At 72.6% G+C, this 17,770-nt stretch carries 13 protein-coding genes and 2 pseudogenes; 2 read left to right on the forward strand and 13 right to left on the reverse strand.

All coding sequences use genetic code 11. The features are described from left to right. Positions 1–97 precede the first annotated feature (97 nt). Positions 98–1,432 carry an aminotransferase class I/II-fold pyridoxal phosphate-dependent enzyme gene (locus MF408_RS08440; RefSeq protein WP_240250993.1) on the forward strand — a complete coding sequence of 445 codons (1,335 nt, stop codon included), beginning with the start codon at positions 98–100 and terminating at the stop codon, positions 1,430–1,432. A 15-nt stretch (positions 1,433–1,447) separates the two neighbouring features. Here the strand turns inward: MF408_RS08440 and MF408_RS08445 are convergent, their stop codons facing one another. From MF408_RS08445 to MF408_RS08465, 6 genes and pseudogenes are all read right to left on the reverse strand, one after another. Next, a complete protein-coding gene (locus tag MF408_RS08445; RefSeq protein WP_240250994.1) occupies positions 1,448–2,266 on the reverse strand; it encodes an FkbM family methyltransferase in 819 nt (272 codons plus the stop codon). Between the two features lie 335 nt (positions 2,267–2,601). After that, on the reverse strand, positions 2,602–3,099 hold the full coding sequence (locus MF408_RS08450; protein WP_240250995.1) for a DUF2243 domain-containing protein: 498 nt from the start codon (positions 3,097–3,099) through the stop codon (positions 2,602–2,604). Positions 3,100–3,149: 50 nt separating this feature from the next. Next, positions 3,150–4,703, reverse strand: a complete 1,554-nt coding sequence (locus MF408_RS08455; RefSeq protein ID WP_275693375.1) for a M28 family metallopeptidase — start codon at positions 4,701–4,703, stop codon at positions 3,150–3,152. A 206-nt stretch (positions 4,704–4,909) separates the two neighbouring features. Next, positions 4,910–6,697: a 3-hydroxyacyl-CoA dehydrogenase NAD-binding domain-containing protein gene (locus tag MF408_RS08460; RefSeq protein WP_345893880.1), complete on the reverse strand. Its 1,788-nt coding sequence runs from the start codon at positions 6,695–6,697 to the stop codon at positions 4,910–4,912. 67 nt (positions 6,698–6,764) lie between these two features. Next, positions 6,765–7,118, reverse strand: a pseudogene (locus MF408_RS26805) (enoyl-CoA hydratase/isomerase family protein); the annotation flags it as partial. Between the two features lie 125 nt (positions 7,119–7,243). Next, positions 7,244–8,456, reverse strand: a pseudogene (locus MF408_RS08465) (acetyl-CoA C-acetyltransferase). Positions 8,457–8,544: 88 nt separating this feature from the next. On the opposite strand from MF408_RS08465, the gene MF408_RS08470 reads away from it, so the two are divergent. Then, on the forward strand, positions 8,545–9,309 hold the full coding sequence (locus MF408_RS08470; RefSeq protein ID WP_240250996.1) for a MerR family transcriptional regulator: 765 nt from the start codon (positions 8,545–8,547) through the stop codon (positions 9,307–9,309). A 136-nt stretch (positions 9,310–9,445) separates the two neighbouring features. Here the strand turns inward: MF408_RS08470 and MF408_RS08475 are convergent, their stop codons facing one another. The 7 genes from MF408_RS08475 to MF408_RS26810 form a co-directional block, all read right to left on the reverse strand. Continuing rightward, a complete protein-coding gene (locus tag MF408_RS08475; protein WP_240250997.1) occupies positions 9,446–10,873 on the reverse strand; it encodes a DEAD/DEAH box helicase in 1,428 nt (475 codons plus the stop codon). Positions 10,874–11,286: 413 nt separating this feature from the next. Next, positions 11,287–12,765, reverse strand: a complete 1,479-nt coding sequence (locus tag MF408_RS08480; protein ID WP_240250998.1) for an NAD(P)/FAD-dependent oxidoreductase — start codon at positions 12,763–12,765, stop codon at positions 11,287–11,289. A 3-nt stretch (positions 12,766–12,768) separates the two neighbouring features. Then, positions 12,769–13,929 carry a CaiB/BaiF CoA-transferase family protein gene (locus tag MF408_RS08485; protein ID WP_240250999.1) on the reverse strand — a complete coding sequence of 387 codons (1,161 nt, stop codon included), beginning with the start codon at positions 13,927–13,929 and terminating at the stop codon, positions 12,769–12,771. Between the two features lie 58 nt (positions 13,930–13,987). Next, positions 13,988–14,992, reverse strand: a complete 1,005-nt coding sequence (locus MF408_RS08490; RefSeq protein ID WP_240251000.1) for a M15 family metallopeptidase — start codon at positions 14,990–14,992, stop codon at positions 13,988–13,990. 319 nt (positions 14,993–15,311) lie between these two features. Further along, the gene (locus MF408_RS08495; RefSeq protein WP_240251001.1) at positions 15,312–15,908 is read right to left on the reverse strand and encodes a TetR family transcriptional regulator; all 597 of its coding nucleotides are present in this window, start codon (positions 15,906–15,908) and stop codon (positions 15,312–15,314) included. Positions 15,909–15,946: 38 nt separating this feature from the next. After that, a complete protein-coding gene (locus tag MF408_RS08500) occupies positions 15,947–16,141 on the reverse strand; it encodes a ferredoxin (protein WP_240251002.1) in 195 nt (64 codons plus the stop codon). Further along, the gene (locus MF408_RS26810; protein WP_345893882.1) at positions 16,138–17,658 is read right to left on the reverse strand and encodes a fatty acid desaturase; all 1,521 of its coding nucleotides are present in this window, start codon (positions 17,656–17,658) and stop codon (positions 16,138–16,140) included. The genes MF408_RS08500 and MF408_RS26810 overlap by 4 nt, the downstream gene beginning before the upstream one ends. Positions 17,659–17,770 lie beyond the last annotated feature (112 nt).

The following is a 17,770-nucleotide window of genomic DNA, read 5'->3' on the forward strand; positions in this document are numbered from 1 at the left end:
GTTATCTTGGAGGTTGAACATTTCGCCGGGATGTCGCGGCTGTCAAGCAATCCGGCGAAACTCGCTCTCGCACCTCCCTCTCGACCGCAGGAGCGCCGTGACCCTCTCCCCCGACCTGGCGGGGCTCGCCGACCGCTCGCCCAGCGGGATCGCCGGCGCCTTCAGCCGCGCGATCCGCGCCGGCGAGCTGGCGCCCGGCGACCGGCTGCCGACGGTGCGGGACGTCGCGGCCGGGCTCGGGGTGTCGCCGGCGACGGTCTCGGCCGCCTGGCAGGCGCTGCGGCGTACCGGCCTCGTGGTGTCGCGGGGCCGCGCCGGCACCTTCGTGCAGGACGCGCCGGCGGCCTGGCTATCGCCACGGCAGCAGGGACTGGTCGGCGCCGGGCCCGACGGCCTGCGGCTCGACCTGTCCCGCGGCACGCCCGACCCCCGGCTGCTGCCCGACCTCGGCCCGGCCCTCCACCGGGTGTCGCAGCGGGCCGGGACCCTCGCCTACCAGGAGGAGCCGGTGCTGCCCGAGCTGCGCGAGGTGCTGCAGGCGTCGTGGCCCTACGACACCGAGACGATCACCGTGGTCGACGGCGCGACCGACGGCGTGGCCCGGACCCTGGAGCAGGTCGTGTCGTACGGCGACCGCGTGGTGCTCGAGTCGCCCGGTTTCCCGCCTTTCTTCGACCTCGTCGAGGCCCTCGGCGCCGACGTGGTGCCGGTCGAGCTCGACGCCCACGGCGTCCGGCCGGACTCGCTGCGGCGGGCGCTCGACGCCCGGCCGGTGGCGGTGGTGCTCCAGCCCCGCGCCCACAACCCGACCGGCGTCTCCACCTCGGTCGCCCGCGCGGAGCAGCTGGTGCGCACGCTGCGCCGCCGCGGCCAGGAGACGCCGTGGGTGGTGGAGGACGACCACTCCTCGGGGATCTCCGCCTCCCCCGACGTGAGCCTCGGCGCCTGGCTGCCGGAGCGGGTGGTGCACGTCCGGTCCTACTCCAAGTCCCACGGCCCCGACCTGCGGATCGCCGCCCTCGGCGGCCCGGCCGAGGTCGTCGACCGGCTCGTCGCGCGCCGGATGCTGGGGCCGGCGTGGACGTCGCGGATGCTGCAGACCATCCTGCTCGACCTGCTGACGACACCGCAGTCGCTCGCGGAGGTCGGCGAGGCCACCCGGCAGTACCGCCTCCGGCACCACGCGCTGTGCCGGGCCCTCGCCGACCGGGGCGTCGACGTGCCGGTGCCCGACGGGATCAACCTGTGGCTCCCCGTCGCCGACGAGCGCGCCGCCCTGCTCCACCTGGCCGCCGCCGGGATCCGGGTCGCGGAGGGCGCGGCGTTCCTCGCCTCGCCCGGCAGCGCGGCGTACGTCCGGGTCACGAGCGGCCTGGTGACCCCCGACGACGCCGACGAGGTGGCCGCCGCCCTGGCCGCGGTCGCGGCCTGAGGCGCGTCAGCCGGTTCAGCCGTCCGCTGCCGGGGACCGGACGAGGAGCGCGTCGAATTCGACGACCCGCAGGGTGGGGCGGTCGACGATGACCGGGTACATGCCCGCGAGCTCGAACCCGGCCGCCTCGTAGGTCGCCAGCTGCTCCGTGTGGTGCGGCATGCCCTCGTAGAGCGGGAGCATCGACACCTCCGACTGCATCGCCAGGACATCGCGGACCCGGTCACCGGCGCCGGCGAACGCGCGGACGTCGTAGCCCTGGGTGTCGAGCTTGAGGTAGACCCGCGGCTCCGCGACGCCCGCGACGACCTCGTCCCACAGGCCGTCGAGACGGCGGACCGGCACCTCGACCGTGCGGTCGGCGTCGATCCCCTCGCTCCACGAGCGACCGAAGTCGGTGGCCGGCAGCAGCGAGCTCAACCGGCCCTGCCTCGCACCCTCGTGGATGGCGAGCGTCTCGTCGGCGTCGCCGAGCGCGCAGCGGTGCACCTGCCAGTCCGGGTCGTCGGCCGCCCACCGCTCGAGGACCCGGGCCGTGCGCGGCACCGGCTCGAAGGAGACGATCCGGCCCCGGTAGCCGAGGGACCGCAGCTCACGGGCGTACTGCCCCCGGTTGGCCCCCACGTCGAGGACCACGTTGACGTCGAGCCGGTCGAGCAGCCACGCCACGTGCTCGGTCGCGACGTGACGCAGCAGCTGGAGCCTGGCGCCCTGGGCGTTGCGCTCCAGCTTGCGCTCGTCGACGACCAGGTGCGCCCGCAACCGCGGCGGGCCGATCCGCCGGACCGTGCGCCGGTGCCTGCCCGGCAGCTGGAGCAGCCACGCCCCCCGCACCGAGCGGCTCGAGCTCCGCCGCCCGCCTCCCGGCCTGCTGCACCACCCACGTGCCCGGCCGGACCCGCGTCACCCGCGGCGGCGGACCCTCGGCCGCCGTCACCGCCATCCCCTCGCCCAACGGCGTCGCCGCCTGCCCACGACGGCGGGACCGGACCTGGCGCAGGCGCTCGCGGATCGTGGGCACGCGGTGAGGGTAGCCGGGGGCTGGGGCTGGGGCGGGGGGCGGGCGGCGGCACGTGAGGTTTCCCCGGCCGACCGGGGAAACCTCAACTTGTCGGGCAAAGCAATGCCGGACAAGTGGAGGTTTTGCCCGTCACGTCGCGTCCCGGAGCTCAGCGGCGCTTGCGCTCCATCACCGCGACGCCGCGCCGGTGCAGGGCCCAGCCGCCGACGATCAGCAGCACGCCGAAGGCGAGGAAGCCGAGGTCCCAGGCCAGCGGGCCGCCGAGGTCGTCGCGCACGTGGTGGACGCCGAGGATCTGGTGGTCGACCAGCCCCTCCACCACGTTGAACACGCCCCAGCCGGCCAGCACCAGTCCGAAGTGGAACGACCAGCTCGGGGCCAGCCGGCCCGAGCGCCACGCGTGGATGGCCGTGATCGACCCGGCCAGCACGAACACCCACGTCACGAGGTGGAAGAAGCCGTCGGCGAGGGTGTTGACCTCCAGCCCGGCGACCGTCGTCGTCGGGTAGTCGTCGACGTGGCTGACCATGTGGTGCCACTGCAGGATCTGGTGCAGCACGATCCCGTCGACGAACCCGCCCAGCCCGACGCCGTACAGCAGCCCGGACGCCTTCGAGGGCAGGGGTCGCGCGGCGGCGGGGGGCACCGGGGTCGGCGGTCATACCGCCCCGGTACCCCGCTCGCCGTCGGCGAGCCTCAGTCGGCGTTGATGCGCTCGCGACCCGACGCGTAGAGGTAGACGACGTACGCCACCGCGTCGGCGTTGATCTTCAGCGCCGTGTAGCTGAGGTTGTCGAGGTCGTCGCACTCCGAGTGGTAGCACGGGTCGTAGGCCACGCCGGCCGTGCCGCCCCACTTCTCCGCCTGCTCCTCGGTCTTGACCCCTTCGGCGCCGGTGAACAGGCCGCCGGACGGGATGCCGTTGTTGATGAAGGCCTGGTAGTCGGACCGGCCGGTGAACGCCGTCGGCTCCGAGGGGATGCCGCGTTCGGCGTAGTAGCGCTCGAACAGCGCCTCGATGTCGTCGGAGCCCTCCGGACCGGTCAGCCCGAAGCCGGACCCGTCGCCGTCGTAGATGAACAGGCCGTAGTTGGGCGAGCCGATCATGTCGAAGTTGAGGTAGAGCTCGATGGCGGCGAGCTCGTCGTCGTCGAGGTCGTTGACGTAGTAGTTCGACCCGACCAGGCCGGCCTCCTCGGCGCCCCACCACGCGAACCGCACCTTGTTGCGCAGCTTCGTCTTCGCCAGCTGCTCGGCGACCTCGATCAGGGCGCTCGACCCCGACCCGTTGTCGTTGATGCCGGGGCCCTCGGGCACGGAGTCGAGGTGGGCGCCCGCCATGATCACATCGTCCGGGTCGCCGCGTCGCGACTCGGCGATCACGTTCTCGGTCACCGTCGGCGTGCGGGTCACGTTGGCGAACAGCCGCAGCTCCAGGTCCGCGGTCGCCGCGAGCTCCGCCCCGATCGCGTACGTCGTGCTCAGCGCGGGGAGGTCGGCGGTGTAGTCGTTGCTCAGGGTGACCGCGGGGATCCCCTGCCGCGCCGGGTCGGCGGTGTCGCCCTGGTTGAAGAACAGCACGCCCACGGCTCCCGCCGCGGCGGCGTTCTCGGCCTTGATCTCGAACGTGCAGGTGCCGCGCTGGATCAACGCGATGTCGCCGGCGGGGAAGCCCGCGAAGTCCTCCGGCTCGCAGCCGCTGGTCGAGGTGTTGCCGGCTCCGAGCGCCAGGTCGACCGCCGTCACGCCGGCGGTGACGTCGCCCGGCTCCGAGTGCGGCGTGGCGGAGAAGTCGGTGCCCTCGGTGTAGGTGACCTCGCCGGGGCTCGTCTGCTGGAGGACCGAGCCGCCGAGGTCCTCGAAGCTGAACACGTCGAACGACTGGCGCTCCACCCGGTAGCCCGCCTTGCGCAGCCGGTGGGCGACGTAGTCGGCGGAGGCGTCGTAGCCGGGCGTGCCGGCGGACCGGTTGCCGCCGTGGCGGCGGGCGATCCGGGCGAACGCCCACTCGTGCTCGAGGACGCCACGCAGGGTCACGCACTCGAGGAGCTTGCGGACGGAGCCGTTGGTGCGGCCGCACTTCCCGGTGTGGCCGTGACCGTGGTGGTGACCATGTCCGTGATGGCCGTGATGTCCGTGGTGGTGGCCATGACCGTGGTGGCCGTGGTTCCCTCCGTGGCCGCGGCCGGCCTCGACCGGCGACGCCGAGGTGAGGGCCAGGACCAGGGCGACGACGAAGGCGGCGGACATGGCAAGGGTCTTGCGAGAAGCCGGCATCGGGCACTTCCTCCCCGGGCGGTCCGAGTGACGCCCGTCACATCGGACCCTAGGCCCAGCACCGCGAGATGGGAACAGCCCGGTTCTCGGAGGTGGCGCCACCGTCCCGACGCCGAGAGGGCCCGCCGCGTGGTTCGCGGCGGGCCCTCTCGACGGGTGGGTCCCGGTCGGGTCCGGCGTCAGGCGGGGAAGGAGCCGCCCGACGCGGCGAGGTCCCGCAGCCACGGCGTCGCGCGGAACCGGTCGCCGTACCGCTCGGCGAGCTGGTCGGCCCGCCGGAGGAACGCACCGAGGCCGATCTCGCCGGTCTCCCGGTCCTCGTAGCCGGTCATGAACTGCGCGGCGCCGCCGGTCATCGGCGGGAAGCCGATGCCCATGATCGAGCCGATGTTGGCGGCCGCCGCCGAGGTGATCACGCCCTCCTCGAAGCACTTCGCCGTCTCGAGCGCCTCGGCGAACAGCATCCGGTCCTTGACGTCCTCCAGCGGCGGCTGCTCCGCGGCCACCGGGAACAGCTCCGCCAGGCCGGTCCAGATCGAGAGCCGCTTGCCGCTCTCCTGGTCGTAGTCGTAGAAGCCTGCCTTGCGGAGGCGGCCGGCGCGGCCGGCTTCGAGCATCCGCTCGACGACCGCGGTGCCCGGGTGCTCGGCGTACGCCGTTCCCTCGCGCTCGGCGGCCTCGCGGGTCGCCTTGGCGATCTTGGCCATCAGCTCGAGGTTGAGCTCGTCGGAGAGCTGCAGCACCGGGGCGGGGTAGCCGGCCTGGGTGGTGGCCCGCTCGATGGAGTACGGCGCCACGCCCTCGGCGAGCATCGCCATGCCCTCGTTGACCATGAAGCCGATGACCCGCGAGGTGTAGAACCCACGGCTGTCGTTGACCACGATCGGGGTCTTCTTGATCTGCTGGACGACGTCGTAGGCCTTGGCGAGGGCGACCTCGGAGGTCTTCTTGCCGGTGATGATCTCGACCAGCGGCATCTTGTCGACCGGGCTGAAGAAGTGGAGGCCGATGAAGTCGTCGGGTCGGTCCACGCCCTCGGCGAGCTCGGTGATCGGCAGCGTCGAGGTGTTGGAGCAGAGCAGTGCGTCGGGGTCGACGTGCGGGGCGATCTCGGCGAACACCTTGCTCTTCAGCGCCGGGTCCTCGAAGACCGCCTCGATCACCAGGTCGCACCCGGCGAGGTCGGCCGGGTCGGCCGTGGGCGTGATCCGGGCGAGCAGCTCGGACTTCTTCTCCTCGGTGGAGCGGCCCTTGGCGATCGCCTTGTCGAGGATGCCCGCGGAGTAGGCCTTGCCCTTCTCGGCGTTCTCGACAGCCACGTCCTTGAGGACGACCTCCATGCCGGCCTTGGCACACACGTAGGCGATGCCGGCGCCCATCATGCCCGCGCCGAGGACACCGACCTTGGTGGCCTTCCAGGGCTCGACGCCCTTCGGCCGCAGCGACCCGGACTTGATCGCCTGCAGGTCGAAGAAGAACGCCTGGATCATGTTCTTCGAGCCCTGGTTGACGACCAGGTTGGTCAGGTAGCGCGACTCGATCCGCGACGCGGTGTCGAAGTCGACCTGGGCGCCCTCGACCGCCGCCGAGAGGATGGCGCGGGTGGCCGGGTAGACGGCACCCTTGGTCTGCTGGCGCAGCAGCGCCGGGAACGCCGGGAGGAAGCCCGCGAGCGCCGGCGACTTCGGTGAGCCGCCCGGCATCTTGTAGCCCGGGGCGTCCCACGGGTTGAGGCCGGCGTCGGGGTTGGCCTTGATCCACTTCTTCGCGGCGGGCACCAGCTCCTCGCGGGTGGCGACCAGCTCGTCGACCACGCCCTTCTCCAGCGCCTGCTGCGGGTTGAACTGCGTGCCCTGCAGCAGCACGTCCATGAGGGCGGTCTGCAGGCCCCACTTGCGGACCGCGCGGGTCACGCCGCCGCCGCCGGGCAGCAGCCCGAGGGTCGCCTCGGGCAGGCCGACCTTCACCGAGGGGGTCGTCGACGAGGATCCGGTGGTTCGCGGCCAGGCAGATCTCGTAGCCCCCGCCGAGCGCGGCGCCGTTGATCGCGGCGACGACCGGCTTGGGGAAGAGCTCCAGCCGGCGCAGCGCGGCCTTGATGCCCTCCACCATCGCGAAGACGTCGGCTGCGTCGTCCTTCGTGGCCGCGGACATGCTCTTCAGGTTGCCTCCGGCGAAGAAGGTCTTCTTCGCGCTCGCCAGCACGACGCCGGTGACCGGGTCGTCGGAGTCGAGCTCGTCGTGGAGCCGGTCGACGGCGTCCTTCATCGAGGAGATGTAGAGGTCGTTCATCGTGTTGGCGCTGGCGGTCGGGTCGTCGAGGGTGAGGGTGACGATCCCGTCGGCGTCCCGCTCGTAGCGCACGGCGGTCTGGGTCTCGGTGCTCATGTGGTTCCTCAAGGGGTCGAGTAGGGGGGTTTCTCGGCGTCGAGTGGGGGATTCCTCGAGGCGTCGGGCGGCGAAAGTGCCTACTCGACGCCGAGAAAGCCCCCACTCGACCTCGGGCTGGGGGGTCAGACGCGCTCGACGATCGTCGCGATGCCCATGCCGCCGCCGACGCAGAGCGTGGCGAGGCCGCGACGCAGGTCGCGCCGCTCGAGCTCGTCGATCAGCGTGCCGAGGATCATCGCGCCGGTCGCACCGAGCGGGTGGCCCATCGCGATCGCACCGCCGTTGACGTTGGTGATCTCGTGGTCGATGCCCAGGTCGCGCATGAACCGCAGCGCGACGGCGGCGAACGCCTCGTTGATCTCGAACAGGTCGATGTCCCCGACCTCGAGGCCGGCCTTCGCCAGCGCCTTGCGCGCGGCGGGCGCCGGGCCGGTCAGCATGATCGTCGGGTCGGCGCCGGAGACCGCGGTGGCGACGATCCGCGCGCGGGGTGAGCCCCAGCCGCCGGCCGACCTCCTCGGAGCCGACAAGGGTCAACGCGGCGCCGTCGACGATGCCGGAGGAGTTCCCGGCGTGGTGGACGTGGTCGATCTTCTCCAGCCAGTGGTACTTCTCCAGCGCCACGCTGTCGAACCCGGCGTCGCGGCCGATCTGCTCGAAGCTCGGCCGCAGGCCGGCCAGCCCCTCGACGGAGGTGTCGGGGCGGATCGTCTCGTCCCGGTCGAGGACCGTGAGGCCGTTGATGTCCTTGACCGGCACGACCGAGCCGTCGAAGTACCCGTTGGCCCACGCCTTGGCGGCGCGGTGGTGCGACTCCGCGGCGAACGCGTCGACGTCCGCGCGGTTCCAGCCCTCGATGGTGGCGATCAGGTCGGCGCCGATGCCCTGCGGCACGAAGCCGGTCTGGAGCGCGGTGGCCGGGTCGGAGGCCCAGGCGCCGCCGTCGGCGCCCATCGGCACCCGGCTCATCGACTCCACGCCGCCGGCGACGATCAGGTCCTCGAACCCGCCACGCACCCGGCCGGCGGCCTGGTTGACCGCCTCGAGCCCGGAGGCGCAGAACCGGTTGAGCTGCACGCCCGCCACCGTCTCGGGGTAGCCGGCCGCGAGGGCGGCGGTCTTGGCGATGTCGCCGCCCTGGTCGCCGATCGGCGTCACGACGCCGAGGACGACGTCGTCGACCAGGCCGGTGTCGAGCGTGGGGTTGCGGGCCTCGAGCTCGTTGAGCAGGCCCACGGCGAGGTCGACGGGCTTCACCTCGTGGAGGGACCCGTTGGCCTTGCCCTTGCCCCCCGCGGGGGTGCGGAGGTGGTCGTACACGAATGCTTCTGCCATGACCGTCCTAGCTGTCGGCGGTGGGACACGCGGCCGGGCGCGCGCGTGAAGGGGAAGAGGCTCACCCGATTGTGACACTATTACTGTCATGGTCAAGAGCGAGGACGACGGTGTGAGTGCCGCCACGTCCGCCGCACCCGGCGCGGCTGGCGGCGCGGGCGGTGCGGGCGCTCCCGGTCTGCTCACGTTGGACGAGCTGGCCGCGCGGGTCGGTCTCAGCGTCCGCAACATCCGCTTCTACACCAGCCGCGGACTGGTCCCGCCGCCGATCCGCCGCGGCCGATCCGGCTACTACTCCGCCACCCACGTCGCCCGGATCCAGCTCGTCCAGGAGCTGCAGAGCCACGGGTTCACGCTGTCGGCGATCGAGCGGTACGTCGCCGGCATCCCCGCCGACGCGAGCCCGGAGGACATCGCCCTGGCCCGCACGATGCTGGCCCCGTGGCAGTCCGACCTGCCGGTGGAGATGAGCCGCGAGCAGCTCGAGGCACGGGCGGGCCGGCCGCTCTCGGAGGACGACGTCGCCACGCTGCAGGCCCTGGGCGTGCTGCGGCTGCGCGGGTCGACGTACCTGGTCGCCGGCAACCAGCTCGCGATCGGGATCCGGCTGCTCGAGCTCGGCTTCCCCCGCGAGGTCGCGGTCGCGGCGGCCCGGATCTACCAGGAGCACGGCGAGCAGATGGCCCAGGAGCTGTGGGAGGTCATCCAGGACCAGCTGGCGCCGCTCTACGACGACGCCCGGTCCGAGCACTTCCGCGAGGTGATGGAGCGGCTCAAGCCGCTCTCGGTCGGCGGCCTCGTCACCGCCTACGAGGCGGCCGTCGCCCGGGCCGCCCGTCGGCCGCGGCGCTGACGCGCGGCCGGTTCTTTACCGAGGTTTGGTCCCAAACCGCAGTGGAACCGGGCTCGGACGTGCGGTTTGGTCCCAAACCGCAGCCGAACCGTGCTCGGACGTGCGGTTTGGGACCAAACCGTGCTCGAAGACGTGGTCAGCGGCGGCCGGAGCTGAACGACGCGGCGCTGTGACCGCCGCCGGATCCGGTGCTCCGCGAGCCGCCGCCGGAGCGCCGGCGCGGCTTGCCGGTGGATGCCCGGCCGGCCTGGCGGCCCTGCTCGCCGCCGCCCTGGCCCTGCGTGCGGCTGCGCGGGCGCCGGCGGCGCCCGCCGTTGCCTCCCCCGCCACCGGCGGCGCCGCCCTTGCCGCCGCGGCCGGGCTGCTCGCCGGTCGCGGGCACCAGGCCGCCAGGACGGGTCCGCTCGCCCGGCGCCAGCTCGACGAGCACCGGGTGGTCGACGCCGGCGAGCTTGGTCGTGGTCGGCCGGACGCCCGCGGCGCGGGTGAGGTCGCGGACGTCGCGCACCTGCTCGTCGGTCATCAGCGTCACCACCGTGCCGGCGGCGCCGGCCCGCGCGGTGCGACCGGAGCGGTGCAGGTAGGCCTTGTGCTCGGCCGGCGGGTCGGCGTGCACCACGAGGGCGACGTCGTCGACGTGGATGCCGCGGGCCGCGATGTCGGTGGCGACGAGCGTGGTCGCCGTACCGCTGTGGAACGCCTCCAGGTTGCGGGTCCGCGCGCCCTGGCTGAGGTTGCCGTGGAGGTCGACCGACGGGACGCCGTTGCGGTTGAGCTGGCGCGCGAGCGCCTTCGCCCCGTGCTTCGTGCGGGTGAAGACGACCGTCCGGCCCGGGGCGCTGGCCAGGTCGACCAGCACCGGCAGCCGCAGGTCGCGCGTCACGTGGAGGACGTGGTGGTCCATCGCGGAGACCGGGGCCTGCACCGAGTCGGCCTCGTGGACCTTCGGGTCGGTGAGGTAGCGCTTGACGAGCACGTCGATCGCGTTGTCGAGCGTCGCGGAGAACAGCATCCGCTGGCCGCCGCGCGGCGTCTGGTTGAGCAGCCGGCGCACCGCCGGGAGGAAGCCGAGGTCGGCCATGTGGTCGGCCTCGTCGAGCACGGTGACCTCGACCTTCGCGAGGCTGCAGTGCCCCTGCTGGATCAGGTCCTCGAGCCGGCCCGGGCAGGCAATGAGCACGTCGACGCCGCGCTTGAGCGCCGCGACCTGCGGCCCCTGGCCCACGCCGCCGAAGACCGTGTGCGTGCGCAGGCCGGCCGCGTCGGCGAGCGGCTTGAGCGTGGCCTCGATCTGCGAGGCGAGCTCGCGGGTCGGGGCGAGGACCAGCGCCCGCGGGGTCCGCGGCGCGGCCCGGCCGCCGGAGGCGATCAGGCGGGCGACGACCGGCAGCGCGAACGCGTAGGTCTTGCCGGACCCGGTGCGGCCGCGGCCGAGCACGTCGGTGCCCACGAGGGAGTCGGGAAGGGTGGCCGCCTGGATCGGCGTGGGGGTGGTGATGCCGTGGCCGTCGAGGACGGTGAGCAGGGCAGCGGGCACGCCGAGGTCGGCGAAGGTGGTGGTCACGGGGTCGTTCTCTCCGGGACGGCCGTCAGCAGCGGTCCCCAGGGGCGTCTCGCCGTGCTGTCCCGCCGGCGGCGGGAAGTGGAAGCGGGCCTCGGTGAGGAGGGGCGCGGCGGCGGACCGCCACGCGAGGGCCCGGGGCAAGACCGGCCGGACCAGTGCCTCCAGCCTAGGGGTACGGCGGTCGGCCGGGCGAATCGGGAGGGGGCGGGGTGGTCGGTGGCGGGGCGGACGGGCGGACGCGGGCGGGGGGACGCGGGCGGGGGGCGGTGTCGGCGTCCGATCGGCGACGTGACGGGCAAAACCTCCACTTGTCCGGCATTGCTTTGCCCGACATGTTGAGGTTTCCCCGGTCGGCCGGGGAAACCTCACGTCACCCGGCCGCCCGCGACGCTCGCCCGGCGCCCTGCCAACCCCTACTTGAACCGGATCACCCCGTCGTCGATGGGCGAGCGCTGGATCACGCGGCGGTCGGTGATGTAGTTCTGGTCGAGCCGCCACGGGGGGCGGTCGCCCTGGGCGGGGAGCAGGTGGGCGGAGCGCTGGATGTAGCCGGAGCTGAGGTCCATCAGCGGGCGCCGTTCGACGGTGGGGTCGAGCTCGGGGACGGCGATCCGGTAGCCGTGCCGGTCCATGTGGTCGAGGAGGCGGCAGACGTAGTCGATGACGAGGTCGGCCTTCAGCGTCCAGGAGGCGTTGGTGTAGCCGATGGTGAAGGCGAAGTTCGGCATCCCGCTGATCATCAGCGCCTTGTAGGCCATCTGGTCCTCGAGCGCCAGCGGCGCCCCGTCGACCTCGATCTCCACACCGCCGAAGGGGAGCAGCAGCTGGAAGCCGGTCGCGGTGACGACGACGTCGGCGTCGATCTCCTCGCCGGAGGCGAGCCGCACCCCGGTGGGGGTGAAGGTCTCGATCACGCCGGTGGCGATCGAGGCCTGGCCACGGCGGATGGCGCGGAACAGGTCGCCGTCGGGCACGAAGCAGAGGCGCTGCTCCCACGGGTTGTACGGCGGGCTGAAGTGGGTGTCGACGTCGAAGCCCTCCGGCAGTGACTTTGCCACCCCCTTGCGGACCACGTTCTTCGCGAACCCGGGCCACCGGCGCGAGACCTGGAACGACGCGATCGCCTGCAGGATGTTCCACCACCGCACCACCGGGTAGGACAGCTTGTCCGGCACCCGGCCGAGCAGGCGGGCGACCGGGTCGCGGCCCGGCCGGGACAGCACGTACGTCGGCGTGCGCTGCAGCATCGTGACGTGCTCAGCGTCGGGCGCCATGGCCGGCACCAGCGTCACCGCGGTCGCGCCGCTGCCGACGACGACGACCCGCTTGCCCCGGTAGTCGAGGTCGTCGGGCCAGTGCTGGGGGTGGACGATGTCGCCGCGGAAGTCGGCCATGCCGGGCCACTGCGGCTGGAAGCCCTGGTCGTAGCGGTAGTAGCCGGCGCACGACCAGAGGAAGTCGGCGGTCATGGTGACGGTCTCGCCCTGTGCCGGGTCGCCGACGGCGACGGTCAGGGTCCAGCGGGCCTCGGCGGAGTCCCACGCGGCCCGCAGCACGCGGTGGCGGTAGCGCACGAGCTCGTGGACGCCGTACTCCTCGGCGACGGTGTGGATGTAGTCGCGGATGAGCGGTCCGTCGGCGAGGGCGACGTCGCTCTTCCAGGGCCGCCACTTGTAGCCGAAGGTGAACATGTCGCTGTCGGAGCGGATGCCGGGGTAGCGGAACAGGTCCCAGGTGCCGCCCATCGACTCGCGGGCCTCGAGCACGGCGACCGACCGCTCGGGGTGTCGGGCGCGCAACTGGGCGGCGGCGCCGACGCCGGAGAGGCCGGCGCCGATGACCACGACGTCGACGTGCTGGGGCTGGGCGGCCGGAGGGAGCGTCTCGGGCATGGGTCAACCTTCCTGGACTGCGACGCCGCGTTCGAGCAGGTCGTCGATGTTGGTGATCCCCCACGCCGTGAGCGCCTCGACGGTGTGGGCGCCCACCGCCGGCGCCGGCGGGCGGCCGAGGGTGGCGGGGGTGCGGGAGAACCGCGGCGCCGGTTGCGGCTGGACGATGCCGTGCTCCTCCACGAACACCTCGCGCGCCTTCAGGTGCGGGTGGTCGGGGGCCTCACTCATCCGCAGCACCGGGGCGACGCAGGCGTCGGTGCCGTCGAAGACGGCCGACCACTCCTCGCGCGTGCGCTCCCTGAACCGGGCGGCGATCAGCTCCCGCAGCTCGTCGGCGCGCTCGGGGTCGTAGCGGTCGGGGGCGACGTCGGCGATGCCGAGCAGCTCGACGAACCGGTCGTAGAACTGGGGCTCGAGCGCCCCGACCGACATGTGCTCGCCGTCGGCGGTCTCGTAGAGGTCGTAGTACGGCGCGCCGCCGTCGAGCAGGTTGGCCGCCCGCTCCTCCTTGAACGTGCCGGCGGCGAGGAACGCCGACGTCATCGCGTTGAGGTGGGCGGTGCCGTCGACGATGGCGGCGTCGACGACCTGGCCCTGGCCCGACGTGCGCGCCTCGAGGAGGGCGGCGAGGATGCCGATGACGAGGTACGTCGACCCGCCGCCGAAGTCGCCGACCAGGTTGCCGGGGAACTGCGGCTTCTCCTTCACCTGCCCGAGGCCGAACAGGGTGCCGGTGATCGCCACGTAGTTCATGTCGTGGCCGGCGGCGTGCGCCCACGGGCCGTCCTGGCCCCACCCGGTCATCCGGCCGTAGACCAGCCGCGGGTTGCGGAGGTGGCACGGCTCCGGCCCGATGCCGAGCCGCTCGGCGACGCCGGGCCGCATGCCCTCGACGAGGACGTCGGCGCGCTCGACGAGGTCGAGCACGGTCTCGGTCGCTGCCGGGTCCTTCAGGTCGAGGGCGACGCTCGGCCGGCCGCGGGTGAGCAGGTCGGTCGGGCCGCCCGTGAGCAGCTGCCCGCCGGGCCGCTCGATGCGGATCACGTCGGCGCCGAGGTCGGCGAGGATCGTGCAGGCGTGCGGTCCGGGGCCGATCCCGGCGATCTCGACGACCTTGGTGCCGCGCAACGGACCGGTGCCCTGCCCCAGCTCGTACGACATGCGCTGATCATGACAGATCCACTGTCAGTGTCGACGGTCCTCCGCCACGGGTCGCGGGTCAGCCCGTCCGCGGCTCGACGATCCGCGCGAGCTCGAAGTGCATGGGGTCGGTCCACTTCCAGTCGCCGCCCCAGGCGAACCCCCACTTCTTCATGATCTCGACGACGTGGGGGTGCATCTGCCCGACGGTGCCGCGCTGGTTCTCCAGCGAGTTGATGTCGATGGCGAGGCCGAAGGAGTGGTTGGACAGGGTGGTGCTGCCGGCGATGAACCGGGGGTAGTAGCAGCCGACGTGGTACTCGATCTCGTCGGCCAGCCCGCGGTCCTGGATCTCGATCATCGCGGCGCGCAGCTGCGGCATCATGTGCTTGTTGCAGGTCATCTCGCCGAGCAGCGGCACGTGCTCGGTGACGATGTGGCTGCGCACCCAGGCCGGGTCGGGAGCGATCCGGCCGCCGCCGAGGACGGTGTAGCGGAAGACGCCGACCGCCTCGGCGAAGGTGCCGACCAGCTGCACGCTCTGCACCGCCCGCGGGTCGAGGCCGTACTCCGCCGCGGCGTCGAGGCCGTGGACGGAGAGGTCTTCCTCGAGCAGCGCGTCGAGCTTCTTGCGCACCGCCTGCGGAGAGGCGGTGCCGGTGGAGATCACCAGCGCGTTGCCGTCGACCATGTCGAGCTCGTCGGCCCACGCGGTGTTGACCACGGCGTCGACCGTGCCGACCTGGGGGTAGTACGACGCCACGTGCACGTTGTGGGTCCGGTCGCCGACCGCGAGCGCGACGTACCCGTCCTTGTCGACCGGCAGCCGCCGGGTCAGCGTGTCGGTCACGGCCATCTCGCCGCCGGCGACGCGGTCCCACTGCTGCTGGAACTGCGCGCTGACCGCCTCGGTGAACCGGCGGTACTCGCCGGCGTCGACCGCGGCCACGTCGAGCACCCGGTTCTCGACGGCCACCTGGCCGAGGGAGAACTGGTACATCTCGTCGACGCCGGGCTCGCCGCCGACCCGGATCTCCCCGATCCGCTCGACCAGGTCGTCCGGCAGGGTGTCGGCGCCGACCACCAGCAGGTCGTCGGGGACGAGGTGGGCGTCGAGCCGGCCCGGCGGCTCGACGGTCGGCCGCTCGTAGGAGACCGGGACGGAGCCGTCGGTGGCGGTGGAGGGCGGCGCCGAGGTCGACGTGCCCGACGAGGAGCCGCCCGGGTCGTCGCCGCCGGTCCCGCCGCAGGCCGCGACGAGCAGCGCGACCGCGCCCGTCAGCGCCAGTCGCGCGCGACGCTGCGCAACCCCCCATGGAACCTTCCCTCCCCCCTCCGAGGGTAGTCGGTGGGTCCGCGCCCCGCGGCGGGCACCGCCGCTCCCGCGGGCGTCCGTACGACGGTCAGCCGAGGACCTTCTCCGCCACCCAGGCGATGTCCGCCGCCGTCGTGGCGGGGTCGGCCGAGGGCTGCATGACGTGGCTCAGCACCAGCCGGACCACCAGCTCGATGCCGGTCTCGAGCCGGTCGGGCTCCAGCGGCACGTCGTAGGCCTGCACCCGCTCGGCGACGACCATCTTCGCGCCCACCATCAGCGACTCCGCGTGCGTGGTGAGCAGCGGCAGCAGCTCGGTGTCGGCACCGTGGGTGGCCGAGACCACCGCGTGGAGCAGCGCGTTGTCCTGCGCGTACTCCAGCACCCGGCGGGCGGAGTCCCGGATCGCGCCGATCAGGTCGGTGGGGTTCTCGTCGAAGGAGCGGACCACGCCGGCGAGGAACCGGTCGAGCTCGCGCAGCACCACGGCCTCGGCGAGGTCGGACTTCGTGCCGATCTCGTTGTAGACGGTCTGCCTGCTGACCCCCACCTCGTCGGCGAGCCGGGCCATGGTCACCCGCGCCCACCCCTCGTCCAGGATGACCGCGACCGCCGCGTCGCACAGGCGGTCGCGGAGCCGGCCGGAGGTGGCCGGCTCGGAGCCGGCCGGGGTGGTTCTCGCCACGCCGGCGAGGATAACCGCCGGCGCCTGGGTCGTCGTGCTCAGTCGGCGAGGGTGAGGGCCAGCACCGGGCAGGCCTGCACCGCGGCGTAGACGTGGGCCCGGTCGGACTCGGGCGGGGAGTCGTCGAGCACCGTGACGAGCTCCTCGTCCTCGTCGACCTCGAAGTAGTCGTTGGCCATCGCCTCGCACATGCCGAGGCCCTCGCACTTGTCGAGGTCGGCGTGGATCTTCATCGGGTGGTCACCTTCTCGGGGTCGAACGGGACGAAGTCGATCTTGTCGCGGACGCCGCAGTCGGGGCAGCACCAGTCGTCGGGGATCTCGCGCCAGGCCGTGCCGGCCGGGAACCCCTCGTGCTCGTCCCCCGCGGCGACCTCGTAGACGTAGCCGCAGCCGGGGCACCGCGCGGCGAGCACCTCGCCGTCGTACCGCTGCGCCCAGACGTCGTCCTTGTGGACGTCGGAGTCGGCCGGCGGCGGGAACTTCCGCAGGTAGTGCTCCACCTTCCGCGGGTGGATGTTGGCGAGCCGGACGTCGCCGTCGAGGTGCTCGACGACGCGGCGGTCCATCACCCGGCGCCACAGCGGCGGCACCAGCGCGAGGGTGAGCATGCCGGCGTAGCCGGTCGGCAGCGCCGGCGACTCCTTGAAGTCGCGCAGCGTCTGGTAGCGGCGGGTCGGGTTGGCGTGGTGGTCGCTGTGCCGCTGCAGGTGGTAGAGGAAGACGTTGGTGACCAGGTTGTTGGAGTTCCACGAGTGCATGGGGAGGACCCGCTCGTAGCGCTGCCGCTCGCCGACCTTCTGCCGCAGCATCCCGTAGTGCTCGAGGTAGTTGATGATCTCGAGCAGGGAGAACCCGCAGACGACGATCACCAGCAGGTAGGGCACGAGCTGCCAGCCGAACACCGCGACGATGCCGCCGTACAGCACCGCCGACATCGCCCAGGCGTTGAGCACGTCGTTGCCGAGGTGGAACGGGTGGGTGCCCTTACGGCGGTAGCGCTTGGCCTCCAGCTCCCACGCGGACCGGAGCGACCCGGAGACCGTGCGCGGCCAGAACGCCCAGAACGACTCGCCCAGCCGGGAGGACGCCGGGTCCTCCGGGGTCGCCACCCGCACGTGGTGGCCGCGGTTGTGCTCGATGTAGAAGTGGCCGTAGAACGTCGGCGCGAGCGCGATCTTGGACAGCCAGCGCTCGACCGACTCCTTCTTGTGGCCGAGCTCGTGGGCGGTGTTGATGCCGATGCCCATCACGCCGGCGGTGGAGAACGCGACCATCAGCTTCTCCCACCAGGCGAGGTCGGAGGCGCCGTCCTCCGCCATCGGCCGCACCAGGTCGGCGCCGAGGTGGTCGGCCACCCAGCCGGTGGCCCCGAGCAGGTCGGTGGTCCACAGGATCGGGTTGCCGAAGGCGAGCAGGTAGCAGACCGAGAACAGGATCGCGTACTGCAGCGGGAGGTACATGAACACGACCCAGCGGTAGTACTTGTCGTTCTCGAGGTCCTCGATCACGTCGTCGGGCGGGTTCGAGGGGTCGAGGCCGAGCATCAGGTCGAGCACCGGGATGACCAGGTTGATGAGGATCGGCCCGCCGAGCAGGAACACCCACCAGTCGGTGTAGGCGTAGCCGACCAGCGTCAGCGCCCCGAACCCGGGCACCATCAGGCCGAGCAGCCAGAGGTAGCGCTTCCGGTCCTTCCACCGCTCGGTCGAGCCCTCGGGAACGGTGTGGCCGTAGGCATCGGTCGTCATCTGCACCCTCTCGTCCGGCCCGCGGCTGCGGGCGTCGTCGATTGACAAGACCGTAGGACTTGTAAAGCAAGCTTGACAAGAGGGGCACGCTTGTAAAGTGGTCGGAGTCACT

Source organism: Nocardioides sp. TF02-7 (assembly GCF_022437945.1).
Classification (GTDB): Bacteria; Actinomycetota; Actinomycetes; order Propionibacteriales; family Nocardioidaceae; genus Nocardioides.